Here is a 16,276-nt window from a genome sequence, read left to right as displayed (position 1 = left end):
TTACTCGATCACGACGAGGGGCTGGTCGAACTCGACCGGCTGGCCGTTCTCGACCAGGATTGCCTTGACGGTCCCGGCAGTGGGCGCGGCAATCGGGTTCATCACCTTCATCGCCTCGACGATGACAAGGGTGTCGCCCGCCTTCACGTTCGCGCCGACGCTGATGAAATGCGCCGCGCCCGGCTCTGCGGCGAGATAGGCAGTTCCGACCATGGGCGACTTTACCGCGTTCGTGTGGGTGGTCGGAGCAGTTGGCGCAGCGGCGGGGGCAGGAGCCGCTGCGGGCGCCGGAGCAGCCGCAAAGACCGGAGCGGGCGCGGCGGCGGCGTGAACCTTGCGCGCGACGCGGATCTTGCGATCGCCATCCTCTACCTCGATTTCGGTCAGGTTTGTGCTGTCCAGCATGTCCGCCAGCTCGCGCACCAGATTGACGTCGATCTGCATTGCGCCCTTGTCGTGCTTTTCGCTTTTGTCGTTCATTGTGCCCCTCAATGGTGATTGGCGTATGGAAATGGTTAAGTCGGTCCGCGCCTATTGCGGTTTACCGCGAAGCGCAACCGGCAACTCAGCGGGTCAGAGTTCCAGCGCCGCTTCGAGCGCCAGCATATAGGATAACGCGCCGAAGCCAGCGACGGTGCCATGTGCGGCCATCCCGACGTAGCTTTTGTGGCGAAATTCTTCCCGCTTGTGGGGATTGGAAAGGTGGACCTCGATCACCGGCATCGTGATCGACTTGATTGCGTCGTGCAACGCGACGGATGTGTGCGTGAACCCGCCGGGGTTGAGGATGACAGCGTGCGCGCCCTCGGCCTGCGCTTCGTGCAGCCAGTCGATCAGATGCCCTTCATGGTTGGTCTGGCGAAATTCGATCGCGACGTGCGCGCGTTCCGCTGCATCCTCCATCCGTTCGGCAATGTCGTCGAGCGTGTCATAGCCGTAGATGTCCGGCTCGCGCGATCCCAACAGGTTGAGATTGGGGCCGTTTAGCACGAATATCTTGCGGCTCTCGGTCATAATAGCTCCCTGATGCGCCTGCCCTGTTGCGGGACGGGGGCAACAGCCCCTATATGCCCGGACGAAGCCCGTGCAATCCGCGATGTGGGTTTCTAGCCTTTCGTGTCCCGCGAAGTCGAGATGCGATTTTCTCTCCCGCTGCGATAGGGGTCTGGACGTGAGCGTCGACGGTACGATTTCGATTGTGGTCAACGGCGAACATCGCCGCATCCGGCAGGGCATGACGCTGGCGGATCTTGCTAACGATCTCGGGCTGGCCCCGGAAAAGGTGGCGGTCGAACGCAACCTGTTGGTCGTGCCGCGCTCGACGCTGGCGGAGGTGGTGATAGCCGATGGGGACGAGCTGGAAATCGTGCATTTTGTGGGCGGCGGCGATGTTTCGTCGGGTGAGGACAGCTGGACCGTCGCGGAAAAGACTTTCACGTCCCGCCTGATCGTCGGCACGGGCAAGTACAAGGATTTCGAGCAGAACGCCGCCGCCGTGGCCGCTTCCGGTGCGCAGATTGTCACCGTCGCTGTACGGCGCGTCAACGTGTCGGACCCGAAGGCGCCGATGCTGACCGACTATATCGACCCGAAAAAGATCACCTATCTTCCCAACACCGCAGGCTGCTTCACCGGTGAGGAAGCGATCCGGACGCTGCGGCTCGCGCGCGAGGCGGGCGGCTGGGATCTGGTGAAGCTCGAGGTACTGGGCGAGGCGCGGACCCTCTATCCCGACATGGTCGAGACGCTACGAGCGACCGAAGTGCTCGCGAAAGAAGGCTTCAAGCCGATGGTCTATTGCGTCGATGATCCCATCGCGGCGAAACGGCTGGAGGATGCAGGCGCGGTCGCGATCATGCCGCTGGGCGCACCGATCGGGTCCGGGCTGGGCATCCAGAACCGCGTCACAATCCGCCTGATTGTCGAGGGGACGAGCCTTCCGGTGCTGGTTGATGCAGGGGTGGGGACCGCGTCCGACGCCGCTGTCGCGATGGAGCTCGGTTGCACAGGCGTCCTCATGAATACCGCCATTGCCGAGGCAAAAGACCCGGTGTTGATGGCAGCGGCGATGAAGGCCGCGGTGGAGGCCGGGCGCATGTCCTATCGCGCCGGGCGCATGGGGCGGCGGATGTACGCGGACCCGTCCAGTCCTCTGGCCGGGCTGATCTAGAAGCCTGCCCTTCAAGCGCGCATCAAAAAACCCCGTGGGTCAGCGACCGACGGGGTTTTAATGGTGGGCGTGGCAAGGATTGAACTTGCGACCCCTGCGATGTCAACACAGTGCTCTACCACTGAGCTACACGCCCACGGAGTGGTGCTGTTAGCGAGCCGTGATTGTTTGTGCAAGCGTGGATATGCGCTAAAGCCGAAGAATAATCGTTGCGAGAGGGCGGGCTATGGTGGTTGATCTGGCAGTGCGTGAAATGCCGGTGCGGCGGCCCTGGTACCGGCATATGTACGCGCAGGTATTGATCGCCATCGCGCTTGGTGTGGCACTGGGACATTTTGCGCCGGAATGGGGTGCGGCGCTCAAGCCGCTGGGCGATATGTTCATCAAGCTGGTGAAGATGGTCATCGCGCCGGCGATCTTCCTTTCGGTCGTCACAGGCATCGCCGGGATGCGCGATCTGGGTGGACTGGGCCGGGTGGCGGGGCGCGCTTTCGTCTATTTTCTCGCCTTTTCGACGCTTGCGCTCATCCTCGGGCTGGTGGTCGGCAATGTCGTGCGGCCGGGCGCGGGGCTGCATATCGATCCCGCCAGTCTGGATGCGGCCAAGGTGGCGGATTACGCGACCAAGGCGCATGACACGAGCCTCGTCGGCTTCATCACCGGCATCGTTCCCGATACGCTGGTGAGCGCGCTTGCTGAGGGCAACATCCTGCAGGTGCTGCTCGTGGCGATTCTGATCGGTGTGGCGATCAACCTCACGGGCGAGCGGTCCGCGCCGCTCGAGCGGCTGTTCGAGGCGGCGATGCATGTCGTGTTCCGTCTGGTGTCGATCCTGATGCTGGCCGCACCGATTGGTGCGTTCGGCGCGATGGCCTTTACGATCGGCACCTACGGGTTGGGGACGCTCGCCAATCTGGCGGGACTGGTTGCGACATTCTATCTGACGTCGCTGCTGTTCGTGCTGGGCGTACTGGGGCTGGTGGGCTGGGCCTGCGGCTTTTCCATTTTCCGGCTGGTGGCCTATCTCAAGGCTGAACTGCTGCTGGTTCTGGGGACGTCATCGTCCGAGACTGCGCTGCCGAGTTTGATTGAGAAAATGGAGCGGGCCGGGTGCGACAAGGGCGTCGTCGGACTGGTGGTGCCGACGGGGTACAGCTTCAATCTGGATGGCACGAACATCTATATGACGCTCGCGGCCCTCTTCATTGCACAGGCGATGGATATTCCGCTGACCCTGGGCGATCAGATCGCGTTGCTGCTCGTTGCGATGATCAGTTCCAAGGGCGCCGCCGGTGTCACTGGCGCGGGGTTCATCACGCTTGCCGCGACGCTGTCGATCGTGCCGTCAGTACCGGTCGCTGGCATGGCGATGATCCTGGGTATCGACCGTTTCATGAGTGAGTGCCGCAGCCTGACCAACTTCATGGGTAATGCGGTGGCGTGTATCGTCATCGCGGCGTGGGAGGGGAAGCTGGACCGGACCCGCCTCAATGCGGCGATGGCGGGTGATCCGCTGCCGGTAACTCCGGATGTCGAGCCGGTTATCGCCGACTAGAGCGAGGCTATTTCAGTTCGCTGGCGCTGTCGATGCCGAACATGCGGTCGACTTCGAGGACGAGGTCGCGCAGGTGGAAAGGCTTGGACAGCACCTTCGCCTCCGGCATCGCCTTCCCGGCCTTGAGCGTGACCGCCGCAAAGCCCGTGATGAACATGACGCGCATGTCCGGTGCGATCGTCGCGGCGTGCTGGGCCAGTTCGATGCCGTCCATTTCGGGCATCACGATGTCGGTGAGCAGCAGGTCGAAGCGATCTGATTCGATCAGCGGAACGGCCGCCGTGCCGCGGTCGACGCTCACGACATCATAGCCTGACTTTTCGAGCGCGCGGGCCAGATACTGGCGCATCGCATCATCATCTTCGGCCAGCAAAATCCGGATCATCGGTCCGTCACACTCCAGAAATGATGGGAGCCGCCGCACAAGGCTGTGCAACCGCTCCGACTTATGCCACCATCTTATGAGCGAAGGCCTTAAAATTTTCCAGCACGTTAAGGGTTTTTGATCGCGATGGCCGATTTTTTGTCGATGGAGCATGGCATGATGGCGGAGGGGGCAACGTTTGCCCGCTTCGGACCGGATATTCCCGCGAGCCCTGTCATCCTGTCGGTATGCCATGCCGGGCGCGCCTATCCGGAGGGCCTGGCGGCAAATCTGCGGGTTCCGGTATCGACGCTGGCGCGGCTGGAGGATCGCCACGCCGATGCGCTCATCGCGCCGCTTGTGGACGCCGGAGCCAGCGCGATCGTCGCGCAAGTCCCCCGCGCCCTCATCGATCTCAACCGTGACGAGCGCGATATCGATCCGCGCATGGTCGAGGGGTTGCCGCGCCATCATTCGTTGATCGAGAGCGCCAAGCAACGGGGCGGGCTGGGGCTGTTTCCGCGCAGTCTGCCGGGATGTGGCGACTTGTGGGCTACGCGCATTTCCTTTGCGGAGGCGCGGCGGCGGATCGAGCAGATGCACCGGCACTACCATAACGGCCTTGCCGAGATGATCGACGCGGCGGTGCGGGCGCATGGCTGTGCGCTGCTGCTCGACATTCACTCCATGCCGCCGCTCAAGCCCGGACGGATGGGTGAGGCGGTGCCGGAGATGGTGGTGGGAGACCGCTTCGGGCAGAGCGCGAGCGCGCAGCTTTCCGCAACCGCGCAGGCCGTGCTCGGCGGGCGTGGCTATGCGGTTTCGCTTAACCATCCCTATCCCGGCTCGCACCTGCTGGAACGCCACGGCAATCCAGCGCGGCGCCGCCATGCTCTGCAGATCGAGATTTCGCGTGCGCTCTATCTGGACGGGCGGCAGGACAAGCCTGTCCCAGCCATCCGCGATGTGCAGGATAGCCTCATTGCGCTGGTGCAGGCGCTGATCGAGGATGTGACGAACGACCGCTGGCTTGACGCCGCAGAATAACGGATGCCCCGACCACAAAAGAAGAGCCACCCCACGCGTCGCGCGGGGTGGCCAAGGTTCAGGGAGGAGACGCCCCAAGGGAGGGGCGTCCAGTACACCTACCCGAAAGGGGAACAGGCAAGTGCACAAGCGATATTTAAGGGAAGGACAGTGTCTTTTCAACCACTCATCCGGTCCGATACGGTAATAACGACAAAAAACTTGTTCGGAAACGGGCAGGACTTTTTGCCGGACAAGACGGAGGCAGGAGAATATGTGTCCTCCTGCCTCCGTAAAGCACGATAATCAGCCGAATTCAGGTGGATCAGGCCACCGGTTCCGGAACAGCGATTTCAGGCATTTTGCCCTGATCGACCTGCTGCTGGAAAATTTCGCGCATCAATTGCAGCGAGAAAAGGTGAGCGTGGATCAACGGCAGCATCCCGCTCTGATTGATCTTGCGCAGCTGGTCGCCCCGCATGTCGCGCAGCTTTTCCTCGTTCACCATCTGAAAGCCGCGATACACAAACGGCTGCTCCTTGCCGGGCACCTGGATCGCGACTTCGCCGTCCATCAGGAGGTCGAGCGACTTCAGTTCCTGCATGAACATGCCGGTACGCTGGGCCGCCTGCTCGAAATCCTCACAGAATTTGAGGATATTCTGCGTCACTTCGCTGGCCTTGCCGTCAACGATGAGGAGGTCGCCTTCCTCAAACTCGCCGACCGTGTCGGACGTGGGATCGAAGCACAGCGACATTTCGTCACTGTCAGAGCGCAGTTTCGCGAGCATCCACGGGTGACGGCGAACATAGGCGGGGATATAGGCCGGGCCACGCAGCTTGCCTTCATCGTCGAGGAAGGTGTTGATCCCCTCGTTCAGTCCCATCAGCGCCAACGGCACCGAGTCGTCGCCTGAGGAAAAGATGATCGGCACGAAGCGCTGCGCTGCGACGAATTCGTCGATCGTCAGCGGGATTGCGTGCTGGTTCTTGAGGAACGGCGCCGTGTCGGTGGGGCGCACGCGCAGGGCCGTATGCTCATTGCTGTTGAGCGGAACCAGGTCGTTGTACAAGATCGGCAGGCTGGCTTGGGGCGCGCTGGCCATGGTCATTCTCTCCGTGCAGATTGGCGCTGGCGTGGCGCGGGATGTCAGTCGGTAGCGCCAATAAATTGCTCATGCTTCCGATGCAAGCGGGATGAGTTTTTCGGGGTTCATGATGCCGAGCGGATCAAGCGCCGACTTTATGGCGCGCAATGCCGCGAGTCGGGCCGGGCTGGACAAGCGCCCCAACTCAGCGCGCTTCATCTGGCCAATGCCGTGCTCCGCGGAAATGGACCCGCCCGCCGCGACGACGGCATCATGGATGAACTGGCTGATCGGCTTGCCAAATTCGGATGTCCACGCCGAGCCATCCGTCGTGCCATCGGGCGCGCGCACATGGAAATGGACATTGCCGTCGCCGAGATGGCCATAAGCGGAGGCGTGTACCCCGGGAAAGGTGGCTTCCACCTGCCGGCCGGTATCGATGATGAAATCGGGCATGCGCGCGACCGGGACGCTCACGTCGAACTGGAGGGCTGGGCCGAGTGCCTTTTCCGACGCTGAGAGCGATTCGCGAATGCGCCAGAAGGCCTGCGCCTGCGCCTCGTTCTGGGCGAGGGTCGCGTCGAGGACGCTGCCGTTCGCAACTTCGACGGCGAGCGTGTTTTCCAGCGCGCTGGCGGTGCCGTCGGGGTCGCCGCTGCTGTCGATCTCGACCAGCACATGCCAGGGCGCGGGGGCATTGAGCGGACTGCGCAGGTCAGGAATATGGGCGAGAACATTTTTCAGCCCCGCCTCGGTCAGGATTTCGAACCCCTCGACGACCGGGCCAAGCTGCGCTTCGAGCCGATGCAGCAGATGCAGCGCTTCATGGGGGCGGGCGACGCCGACCCAGGCGGTGAGCGTCGACGTCATGGCCGGTGCGAGCCGCAGCGTCGCTGCCGTCACCACCCCCAGAGTGCCTTCCGCGCCGATCAGCAGATGGCGAATGTCGTAGCCGCGATTGTCCTTCTTGAGCGCGGCGAGGCCATCATAGATGCTGCCATCGGGCAGCACCGCTTCGAGACCCGCGACCAGCCCGCGCATGGTGCCATGGCGCAGTACCTGCGTGCCCCCTGCGTTGGTCGAAACGAGTCCGCCGATGGTCGCCGATCCCTTGGCGCCAAGGCTCAGCGGAAAACGGCGGTTCGCTGCCTGCGCCGCGTCGTGGAGGTTTGCGAGGATGACGCCCGCCTCGCACAGGGCCAGGTTGGCGTCTGCATCGATAGAACGGATGCGGTTCATCCGCCGCAGCGACAGGATGAGCGCGCGGCCGTCTGCCGGGGGCGTTGCTCCGCCGACCATCGATGTGTTACCCCCCTGCGGAACGAGCGGAATGCCATGCTGCGCGGCGATGCCGACCACGGCAGCGACCTGCTCCGTCGTGGCGGGCGCAAGGATTGCCGCGGCGTCGCCATGATAACGCCCGCGCCAGTCGGTCAGCCAGGGCGTGATGTCGTCCCGGTCGGTCACGACGCCGCGCTCGTCCAGCACGGCCCGAAACGGGGAGAGGTCGATTGTCTGGGACATGCTGGGTCTATGCCGCATAATTCACCTGTTGTTCAACAGTCCGTCTCTATGGCACAGCACGCCGAGTGAGTGGGACGCCCTTGATACTGACCATAGCCTTGATGATGATGCCTACGGTGCCGGACAATGGCGCGAACGTGGGTGTCGGTCGGCGGGACGCGGGGCCGCATGTGCTGGAGGGCGAGACCCTCCTGGCGCAGATCACGATCGAACAGCGCATTATCATCCGGGTGCCGATGGCGCGCCCCTCCGGCAACGGACCTGGCCCCAATGTCCGTCCCGACCGCCAGTTTCGCGCACCGCAGCCTGCCATCGAATGGAACGAGGAAAAAGGCCCGCAGTGCGTGGGCATCCGCATGGTGCGGGCGGCCTCTGTCACCACGTCGAGGGGTGTGGACCTGATGCTGCGCGACGGCACGCGGCTGCGCGCGCATCTCAGCCGCGAATGCCGCTCCGCCGACCTGTGGTCGGGCTTCTATATCCAGCCCAATGCCGATGGCAATTTGTGCGCCGACCGGGACGAAGTGCTGGCGCGTGGCGGACAGAGCTGCGAGATCGAGCGGTTTCGCAAGCTGGTGCCTGAAAAGCCGTGACGCTAGCTACGCCCGGGACGAGAGATTTCTTGACAAATTCGGCTTTTTTCCGCAAGGGCGCGGCTGACCTGACGTGGGTTCACGCGCAGGCGTTCCTGTTTTTCCGGACAACTTGATGAAATTTGCCGATATCGGCCTTTCCGATGAATTGTTGAAGGCCGTGACCGAGGCCGGATATGACACGCCGACGCCGATCCAGGCGCAGGCCATTCCGTCCGTGCTGATGATGAAGGACATTATCGGAATCGCCCAGACGGGCACGGGCAAGACCGCGAGCTTCGTGCTCCCGATGATCGACATTCTGGCGCATGGGCGTAGCCGCGCACGCATGCCGCGTTCCCTCATCCTCGAACCGACGCGCGAACTCGCTGCGCAGGTGGCCGAGAATTTCGAGAAGTACGGCAAATATCACAAGCTCAACATGGCGCTGCTGATCGGCGGCGTATCGATGGGTGATCAGCTTGCGGCGCTGGAAAAGGGCGTCGATGTGCTGATTGCGACGCCGGGTCGCCTGATGGACCTGTTCGGGCGCGGCAAGATCATGCTCAACGGGTGCAGCCTGCTCGTGATCGACGAGGCGGACCGCATGCTCGACATGGGGTTCATTCCCGACATCGAGGAAATCTGCACCAAATTGCCCGCGCAGCGCCAGACATTGCTGTTTTCCGCGACGATGCCGCCGGTCATCAAGAAGCTGGCCGACAAGTTCCTCTCCAACCCCAAGCTGATCGAAGTGGCGCGGCCCGCAACGGCTTCCGCCAACATCACGCAATGGCTGGTGAAGGTGGAAAGCCGCAAGAAGCGCGATACGCTGCGCAATTTGCTGCGCGCTGATGATGTCACGAACGCGATCATCTTCTGCAACCGCAAGACCACCGTGCGTGAGCTGAACAAAAGCCTGCAACAGAACGGCTTTTCGTCGGGCGAGATCCATGGCGATATCGACCAGGGCGCGCGGATCGCGGAGCTGGAGCGGTTCAAGAACGGCACCGTCAAAATCCTCGTCGCTTCGGACGTCGCAGCGCGCGGACTGGACATCAAGGGCGTCAGCCATGTGTTCAACTTTGATGCGCCTTGGCACCCGGATGACTATGTCCACCGGATCGGGCGGACCGGACGCGCAGGAGCCACCGGTGTCGCCTACACCTTCGTCACGGCGGAGGATGCGGAGGCGCTCGACAATATCCAGAAGCTCATCGGTACCAAGATTCCCTATGCACCCTTGCCGGGAGCAGGTGAGGGTAACGAAGGCGCGCAGAGCGACGAACGTTCCGCCGCCAAACCGGCACGCGGTCGGGGCCGGCGCAAGGCGGCCGATGACGCTCCGGCGGCAGTCGAGAAGGCCGAGAAGGTTGAAGCCAAAGCGCCCGGCCGATCCGCTTATGCGCCGCGTCAGGCGAACGTGGAGGCTCCTGAGCCCGCGCCGCGCAAACCCGAACCAAAGGCAGCGGCGCCCGCGCGCGCGCCGCGAAATGACGACGGCCCGGACGACGGCTGGAACGGCCCGGTCCCCAGCTTTCTGCAGTTCGGGATCGACGCCTGAGCCCATTGTGCGGGTGCGCCGAATATTCCCACACGGTCGGCGGCGTTGCATGAAAAGGCCATTGCCACCGCAAAATCGCTCGCCTATAGGCAGGCGCCTTGGGGCCGTAGCTCAGTTGGGAGAGCGCGTCGTTCGCAATGACGAGGTCAGCGGTTCGATCCCGCTCGGCTCCACCATTTCCCTCCGCTTCTCGCCTTCGGGAGGACGTCTCACATGTCGATCTATGAATATGACGGGAAGCAGCCGTCCTTCCCCGCCGATGGAACGGCATGGGTGGCGCCGTCGGCCGATGTGATGGGTGATGTCCGTTTGGGAAGCGAGGCAAGCGTTTGGTTTGGCGTGGTCATCCGCGCCGATAACACCCCGATCACCATTGGCACGCGCAGCAACGTTCAGGACAATGCGGTGCTTCACAGCGACCCCGGCGTGCCTCTCACCCTCGGCGAAGGCGTTACCGTGGGCCACAAGGCGATTTTGCATGGCTGCACGATCGGCGACAACACGCTGATTGGCATGGGAGCGACCATATTGAACGGTGCGGTCATTCCCGAAAACTGCCTGGTCGGCGCGGGGGCGCTGGTGACCGAAGGCAAGACCTTTCCGCCGGGCAGCCTGATCGTCGGTGTGCCTGCCAAGGCGATCCGCGAACTGGACGAGGCGGCGTTGGCGGGCCTGCGCGCTTCGGCCGCGTCCTATGTGGCAAAGAGCAAGCAATTCGCCGGTTCCTTGCGCCGCGTTGACTGACATTTCCGTTGCGCGGGGGCAGGCGCCCCGGTAGCCCGGCTGTATGACCGCGCAGATTTCGCCCTTTTACGCCATCGGCATCAGCCGCCTTGCGCATCGGCTCAAGGAGGAGGGGCGCTCGATCATCCATATGGAGTTTGGCCAGCCGTCGACCGGCGCTCCTGCCAAGGCCATAGAGGCTGCGCATCATGTCCTCGACCATGATGGCATGGGCTATTGGGAGAGCAATGCCCTCAAGCAGCGGATTGCGACGCATTATGACGAGGCTTACGGGGTCCATGTCGATCCGGAGCAGATCATCCTGACCTGTGGCGCATCGCCCGCGTTCGTGCTCGCGCTCTCCTGCCTGTTCGCGCCGGGGGCAAGGGTGGCGATCGCCCGGCCCGGCTATGTGGCTTATCGCAACACCGTGCGCGCCCTGCATATGGAACCGCTGGAAGTGCCGTGCGGCAGCGCCGAGCGGTTCCAGCTGACGGCGCGCGCCCTTGCTGCGATCGATCCGGCGCCCGATGGCGTCATCATCGCAAGCCCGGCTAACCCGACGGGGACGATTATCGATCCGGACGAACTGGCGATCATCATCGCGTACTGCCAGGAACGCGGGATCCGGGTGATTTCCGACGAGATCTACCATGGCCTGAGCTATGGAGCGTCCGCGCGCTCCGCGCTGCAGGAGGATGCTGGGGTTCTGGTCGTCAACAGCTTCTCCAAATATTACAGCATGGCGGGCTGGCGGCTCGGATGGCTGGTCGTGCCGCCCGATCTGATCGATGCCGCGCGGGCGCGCATGGGCAATCTGTTCCTGACGCCGCCGTCACTCGCCCAACATGCCGGGCTGGTGGCCTTTCAATGCCGGGACGAGCTGGAAGGGCACGTCGCAACGTACGCGCGGAACCGTGACCTTATGCTGGACGCGCTGCCTTCCCTTGGGCTGGACCGGATCGCGCCGCCCGACGGGGCGTTCTATATCTATGCGGACATCGGCCATCTGACCGATGACAGCATCGCTTTTTGCACGCGGCTGCTTCAGGACACGGGCGTCGCGACCGCACCAGGAGTCGACTTCGATCCGGTCGATGGGCATCGGTTTATGCGGTTCAGCTTTGCGGTTTCTACGACAGAGGTCGAGGACGCGATTGCGCGGATGAAGCCGTGGTTTGCCGCGCAACCGCGCCGATCAGACTAAACCAGCTCACCGCGCAGCAGGAGCGGCAATGCACCGGATTCGCCGCGTGCTTCGGACATGAAACGGTTCTTGAGAGGCCCTGCCTTCTGCACCGCGCCGAGGCCAAAGCGGCGGATCGCAGAGGGCAAGCGGCCGGGAATGTCGAACAGGCGAACCAGCCCGTCCATCGCCACCGTGACGCTCAGAGCATCGAGGCTGCGCCAGCGTTGGTAGCGGGCGAGCAGCTGCGCATCGCCGGGTTCAAGGCCAAGGCGCATCCCGTCAACGATGACTTCGATCAGCGCGGCGGCATCGCGGAAACCGAGATTGACGCCCTGTCCCGCGATCGGATGGATACCATGCGCGGCGTCGCCGACCAATGCGAGCCGCGTGTCGGTAATCCGCACGGCGTGGTGGAAACCCAGGGGGTAGCTGGAGCGCGGGGCGGCGACCTTTACGTCGCCCAGAAAGCCGCCGATGCGCTTTTGCGCTTCATGGGCCCAGCCACGCTCTCCCAGCGCGAGCATCGCGGGGGCGTCCGCCGAGGGCACGGTCCACACCACCGCCGAGCGGGTGCCCGGCTGCATGGGGAGCAGGGCGAAGGGGCCGCCGGGGTAGAAAATTTCATAGGCGGTATTGGCGTGCGGGACGGTGTGTTCGATGGCCGAGACCATCGCGACATGGTCGTAGTTCCAGCGCGCAACGGTGATCCCCGCCGCCTCCCGCAGCGGACTGGCACGGCCTTCCGCTCCGACGAGCAGCGACCCGGCGATCTGCGCGCCGCTGGCGAGCGTCACCGTTACGCCGTCGAGCGTGCGATCGATGTGGAGAGCGCGGTCCGGCTGGAACAGGGTGAGGTCGGCGCAGTCCACCGCCGTATCGCGCAGCGCTTCGCGGATCAGGCGGTTTTCGAACATGATGCCCATCGGGTCGCCGTCTTCGGGCGGAGCGAAGTCGAGCGCACCGGGTTTCAGCCCGTCACTGACCCAGATCCGCTCGATCGGGCAGCCCTTGCCGTCGAGCCGATCCGCGATGCCGATGGCCGAGAACAGTTTCCAGCTGGCACTGGCGATGGCCGAGACGCGGCCATCGAATCCGGCGGCCAGCGTCGTAGCCGGGTCCGCCGGGTCGACCACTGCGCAGCGCACGCCATGGCGCGACAGGCCAATGCCGAGCGTTAGCCCGACCAGACCGCCGCCCATGATGATGACGTCAAAGCGCTGCATCTGACCCTCTTTCCGCTTATTTGCGTCGGGTGCCGGTCATCGCCATGGCCCCGAAGGCGCCCGCCTGGATCGTCCCTGTGAGCGTATCGCCCTCGACGATCGCTTCGGCCTCCAGCGTCATCGGCATGGGAATGGTCATTTCCATTTTCCACGTCAGCATGTTGCCATCGACCTTGCCGTCCTTCACGTCGAGTGAGCCGAGTGGCCCGGCATTGGTGCCGTTGAAGTGATCGCCGCTGCTGATAACGGTGAACACGCTCGCCTGATCGCCCATTGGCGTCTTGGTGATGCAGTCATACGCGCCGTCCACGAGTGCCATATCCGTTCTCCCTTGCTGGCTTACTTGATCGCTTGCTGGGCCGGACTTTCGACCGGCACGCCGTTCGCGTCAACCACGGTGATGGGCAGACCGAGCGATTTTAGCTGGGGCAGGACTTGAGTCTTGTCGCCGACCACCACCCATACGAATTTTGACGGGTCGATCATCTTGCGCGCGGTCGCGTCCAGTAACGCGGCGGTCTGCTTGCGGTAGCGGTCTGCGAGCGTTTCGACATAATCGAAAGGCCGCTGGAAGAGCGCATCGCGCTGCATTTCCGTGAGGACGTCGGACGATGTTTCGAACCCGCCGGGCAGCTCGCGGATGCTACCATTGACGGTGCGTTGCAGTTCCTCGGCAGTGACGCCCTTGTCGGTGAGGAACGCCGTCATCTGGCTTCGCAGTGCAGCGATGCTCTCACCTGTCTTGTCCGCCTGCACGGGGGCGCTCACAATATAAGCGGCACGGTCCTCATTGCGTTGCACGCTTGCCTGCACGCCGTAAGACCAGCCTTTCGTCTCGCGCAGGTCCATGTTGATGCGTGAGAGGAAATTTCCGCCCAGGATATCGTTGGCAGCGAGCAGGTCGACGAAATCGTCCCCACCCTTTGCGTCGAGAAGCTGTCCCGCGACGATGGTCGATTGCGGCGATTGCGGACGGTCGACCAGCACGATGCGCGGCTGCGGCGCGGGCGTCAGCGTGGTGAAGTCCTTGCGGCCGGGCAGGTCGCGCGTCATTCGCCAGCCGGTGAAGCGGGCTTCCAGCAGGGGCTTGAGTTCGGCAAGCGTGGTCGCGCCCACCACGAAGATTTCGGCATTGTCGGCGCGAATCCAGCGATGATGGAAGCCCGACAGATCCTGCGAGGTCAGCCGCTTGACCACTTCCGGATCGCCCGAGCCGGAGGCGGCGATGCCATAGGGGTGATCCCGCCCGAAGAGGACCGGCAGCAACGTGCGGCTGGCAATGCTGGCGGGCTGGGTGCGTTCCTGCGCGATGCGGTTCAACTGCGCTGCGCGGACGCGCTCCAGCTCTTGCGGGTCGAAGGCCGGGTTCTGGAGAATGTCAGACAGCAGATCGAGCGACGGCGCGAGGTTGGGCGTCAGCGCGTAGAGCGACACGCTCGTCCGGTCGAGCGAAGCGCCCACGGAGATCGCCGCGCCCAGACGTTCCTGCTGTTCCGCGATTTCGATGCTGTTGCGGGTGCGGGTGCCCTCTTTCAGCATCGCGAGCATCAGCGCCTGCGTGCCCTGTCCATCCTTGGGATCGGCGGCCTTGCCCGCGTTGAACACCACCGACATGCGGATGGTCGGCACGGTGTCGCGCTTGGCGAAATGGACCTTGATGCCGTTGGAAAGTGTGGTTGTCTCGACCGTCGGAAAATCGACGTTCGGGATCGCGCCGACATCCGGCAGCTTGCTGCGGTCGACATCCGCGCGCGGCGCGGAAGCTGGGGTGGGGTTTTGGGGATCGCGATAATGGGCCGGGGTGCTCACCGCGCCCGAGCGGGAAGCATCGGCCTTGGTGGCGACACCGGCCGCATCCTGATAGACGTCCCGCTCGCCCGGCACGACGCTCAGCGCGAAGACCGGGCGGCTGAGCCATTTTTTAAGCGCCGCCGTAACCTTGGCGGGTGTCGCCTGCGCGACCTCGCTCATTTCCCTTTTGTAAAAGTCCGGTGTGCCCGAATAGAGCTCACCCTCCGCCAGGGTGGTCGCCTTGCCATTGAATCCGCCGACCTGCTCCAGCCCGCTGATACGCCCGGATACGTCGCTGGTCGCGACGCGCTGGACTTCATCTGCGTTTGGCCCCTTGGCGATAAAATCGGCGAGGATCGCGTCCAGCCGTTTGCCGAGCACCGCTGGATCGACGCCCGGTTTGACGTCCGCTGTCACCTCGAAAAACCCGAGCTGCGCGAACTGCTGCACATCAGCAGTCACGGCGACGGCGAGCTGCTCGCCCTTCACCAGCATATTGTCGAGGCGGGAAGAGGCGAGGCCGCCCAGCACGCTCGCGCCCACGGCGAGCGGCGTGCTGTCGGGATCGTTGAGGCCCGGCACGGTCCACCAGCGGTAAAGGCGGGTCGTCGCCACACGGTCCTTCATCACCATGTCCTTGCGCGCGGCGAGTGTGGGAACCTCCACCTTGAGCGGCGCGACCTTCTTGCCCGCAGGGATGCTACCGAAATATTTCGTGACGAGCGTTTTGGCGGTGGCAGCGTCGATGTCGCCCGCCAGCACGAGGACGGCGTTATTGGGGCCATAATGGTCAGTGAACCAGCCCTTCACGTCGGCAAGGCTGGCCTTGTCGAGATCCGCCATCGAACCGATCGTCGGATGTCCATAGGGGTGGGCGGGGGTCAGCAGCCCCGCAATCTGCGCATATTCGACAAGGCCATAAGGCTGGTTGTCGCCCTGCCGCTTTTCGTTCTGGACGACGCCGCGCTGGTTATCGAGCTTGTCCTGCGTGACCGCACCGAGCAGGTATCCCATCCGGTCGCTTTCGAGGAACAGGGCCACTTCGAGCGCGGAGGTCGGCACGGTCTGGAAATAATTGGTGCGGTCGAACCAGGTGGTGCCGTTGAAATCGGTCGCGCCGACCTGCTGCAGTGGTTCGAAATAGTCACCGGGCGCATGCTCTGATCCGTTGAACATCAAATGCTCGAACAGGTGCGCGAAGCCGGTCTTGCCCTGTGGCTCGTTCTTCGACCCCACGCCATACCAGACCGACACCGCGACGACGGGGGCCTTGCGGTCGGTGTGGACGATCACGCGCAAGCCATTGGGCAGCGTGAAGCGCGCATAGGGAATGTCGACCTTTGCAACCAGCTGCGACACGGGCACCTGTGCGAATGCGGCTGCGCCGGGCATGGCGAGTGTCAGCGCGAGGAGGGAGGACAGGAGAGGCGAGCGGATACGCATGAAGTTCCTCAGAAGGCTGGTAGGGCGGGGCGCGACCATAACGCC

Annotated in this window: 15 protein-coding genes and 2 tRNA genes; 8 read left to right on the top strand and 9 right to left on the bottom strand. The window is 63.7% G+C overall.

The window, feature by feature from the left end; all coding sequences use genetic code 11:
- Positions 1–480 (bottom strand): acetyl-CoA carboxylase biotin carboxyl carrier protein, encoded by a 480-nt coding sequence (accB, locus tag FHS92_RS06455; RefSeq protein ID WP_184078530.1) that lies wholly within the window; start codon positions 478–480, stop codon positions 1–3.
- Positions 481–573: 93 nt separating this feature from the next.
- Entirely contained in the window at positions 574–1,014 is a 441-nt protein-coding gene (gene aroQ / locus FHS92_RS06450) for a type II 3-dehydroquinate dehydratase (RefSeq protein ID WP_184078528.1), read from the bottom strand.
- Between the two features lie 157 nt (positions 1,015–1,171).
- On the opposite strand from aroQ, the gene thiS reads away from it, so the two are divergent.
- Positions 1,172–2,170, top strand: a complete 999-nt coding sequence (thiS, locus tag FHS92_RS06445; protein WP_184078526.1) for a sulfur carrier protein ThiS — start codon at positions 1,172–1,174, stop codon at positions 2,168–2,170.
- Positions 2,171–2,231: 61 nt separating this feature from the next.
- On the opposite strand, the gene FHS92_RS06440 is transcribed toward thiS, so the two are convergent.
- Positions 2,232–2,306: transfer RNA gene (locus FHS92_RS06440), tRNA-Val, on the bottom strand.
- A gap of 90 nt (positions 2,307–2,396) precedes the next feature.
- On the opposite strand from FHS92_RS06440, the gene FHS92_RS06435 reads away from it, so the two are divergent.
- Positions 2,397–3,725, top strand: a complete 1,329-nt coding sequence (locus FHS92_RS06435) for a dicarboxylate/amino acid:cation symporter (RefSeq protein WP_246351780.1) — start codon at positions 2,397–2,399, stop codon at positions 3,723–3,725.
- Between the two features lie 7 nt (positions 3,726–3,732).
- Here the strand turns inward: FHS92_RS06435 and cpdR are convergent, their stop codons facing one another.
- Complete coding sequence (cpdR, locus tag FHS92_RS06430; protein WP_184078523.1) at positions 3,733–4,110, bottom strand: cell cycle two-component system response regulator CpdR; 378 nt, start codon at positions 4,108–4,110, stop codon at positions 3,733–3,735.
- Positions 4,111–4,236: 126 nt separating this feature from the next.
- Between cpdR and FHS92_RS06425 the strand changes: the two genes are divergently transcribed.
- Complete coding sequence (locus FHS92_RS06425) at positions 4,237–5,136, top strand: N-formylglutamate amidohydrolase (protein WP_246351779.1); 900 nt, start codon at positions 4,237–4,239, stop codon at positions 5,134–5,136.
- 304 nt (positions 5,137–5,440) lie between these two features.
- Here the strand turns inward: FHS92_RS06425 and FHS92_RS06420 are convergent, their stop codons facing one another.
- Both FHS92_RS06420 and FHS92_RS06415 read right to left on the bottom strand, forming a co-directional pair.
- The gene (locus FHS92_RS06420) at positions 5,441–6,220 is read right to left on the bottom strand and encodes a SapC family protein (RefSeq protein ID WP_184078521.1); all 780 of its coding nucleotides are present in this window, start codon (positions 6,218–6,220) and stop codon (positions 5,441–5,443) included.
- 69 nt (positions 6,221–6,289) lie between these two features.
- Positions 6,290–7,726 carry an FAD-binding oxidoreductase gene (locus FHS92_RS06415; RefSeq protein WP_184078519.1) on the bottom strand — a complete coding sequence of 479 codons (1,437 nt, stop codon included), beginning with the start codon at positions 7,724–7,726 and terminating at the stop codon, positions 6,290–6,292.
- Between the two features lie 101 nt (positions 7,727–7,827).
- Here FHS92_RS06415 and FHS92_RS06410 point away from each other — a divergent pair, with 101 nt between their 5' ends.
- The 5 genes from FHS92_RS06410 to FHS92_RS06390 all read left to right on the top strand — a co-directional run bounded on the left by FHS92_RS06410 (position 7,828) and on the right by FHS92_RS06390 (position 11,792).
- Positions 7,828–8,319 carry a hypothetical protein gene (locus tag FHS92_RS06410; RefSeq protein ID WP_246351778.1) on the top strand — a complete coding sequence of 164 codons (492 nt, stop codon included), beginning with the start codon at positions 7,828–7,830 and terminating at the stop codon, positions 8,317–8,319.
- 115 nt (positions 8,320–8,434) lie between these two features.
- On the top strand, positions 8,435–9,862 hold the full coding sequence (locus FHS92_RS06405; protein ID WP_184078517.1) for a DEAD/DEAH box helicase: 1,428 nt from the start codon (positions 8,435–8,437) through the stop codon (positions 9,860–9,862).
- Positions 9,863–9,962: 100 nt separating this feature from the next.
- Positions 9,963–10,038, top strand: a tRNA-Ala gene (locus FHS92_RS06400).
- A 37-nt stretch (positions 10,039–10,075) separates the two neighbouring features.
- Positions 10,076–10,606 carry a gamma carbonic anhydrase family protein gene (locus tag FHS92_RS06395; RefSeq protein ID WP_184078515.1) on the top strand — a complete coding sequence of 177 codons (531 nt, stop codon included), beginning with the start codon at positions 10,076–10,078 and terminating at the stop codon, positions 10,604–10,606.
- 43 nt (positions 10,607–10,649) lie between these two features.
- Positions 10,650–11,792, top strand: a complete 1,143-nt coding sequence (locus tag FHS92_RS06390) for a pyridoxal phosphate-dependent aminotransferase (RefSeq protein WP_184078513.1) — start codon at positions 10,650–10,652, stop codon at positions 11,790–11,792.
- Here the strand turns inward: FHS92_RS06390 and FHS92_RS06385 are convergent.
- From FHS92_RS06385 to FHS92_RS06375, 3 genes are read right to left on the bottom strand one after another with little or no spacing between them, the layout of a single operon-like run.
- A complete protein-coding gene (locus FHS92_RS06385; protein ID WP_184078511.1) occupies positions 11,789–12,997 on the bottom strand; it encodes an FAD-dependent monooxygenase in 1,209 nt (402 codons plus the stop codon). The two genes, FHS92_RS06390 and FHS92_RS06385, sit on opposite strands and share 4 nt — an antisense overlap.
- A 16-nt stretch (positions 12,998–13,013) precedes the next feature.
- Positions 13,014–13,316: a hypothetical protein gene (locus tag FHS92_RS06380; protein ID WP_184078509.1), complete on the bottom strand. Its 303-nt coding sequence runs from the start codon at positions 13,314–13,316 to the stop codon at positions 13,014–13,016.
- 20 nt (positions 13,317–13,336) lie between these two features.
- Positions 13,337–16,231, bottom strand: a complete 2,895-nt coding sequence (locus tag FHS92_RS06375) for a M16 family metallopeptidase (RefSeq protein ID WP_184078507.1) — start codon at positions 16,229–16,231, stop codon at positions 13,337–13,339.
- Between the last annotated feature and the right edge of the window lie 45 nt (positions 16,232–16,276).

This window comes from Sphingobium subterraneum (assembly GCF_014199435.1).
GTDB classification, from domain to species: domain Bacteria; phylum Pseudomonadota; class Alphaproteobacteria; order Sphingomonadales; family Sphingomonadaceae; genus Sphingobium; species Sphingobium subterraneum.
This window is presented reverse-complemented; position numbering and strand designations above follow the sequence as displayed.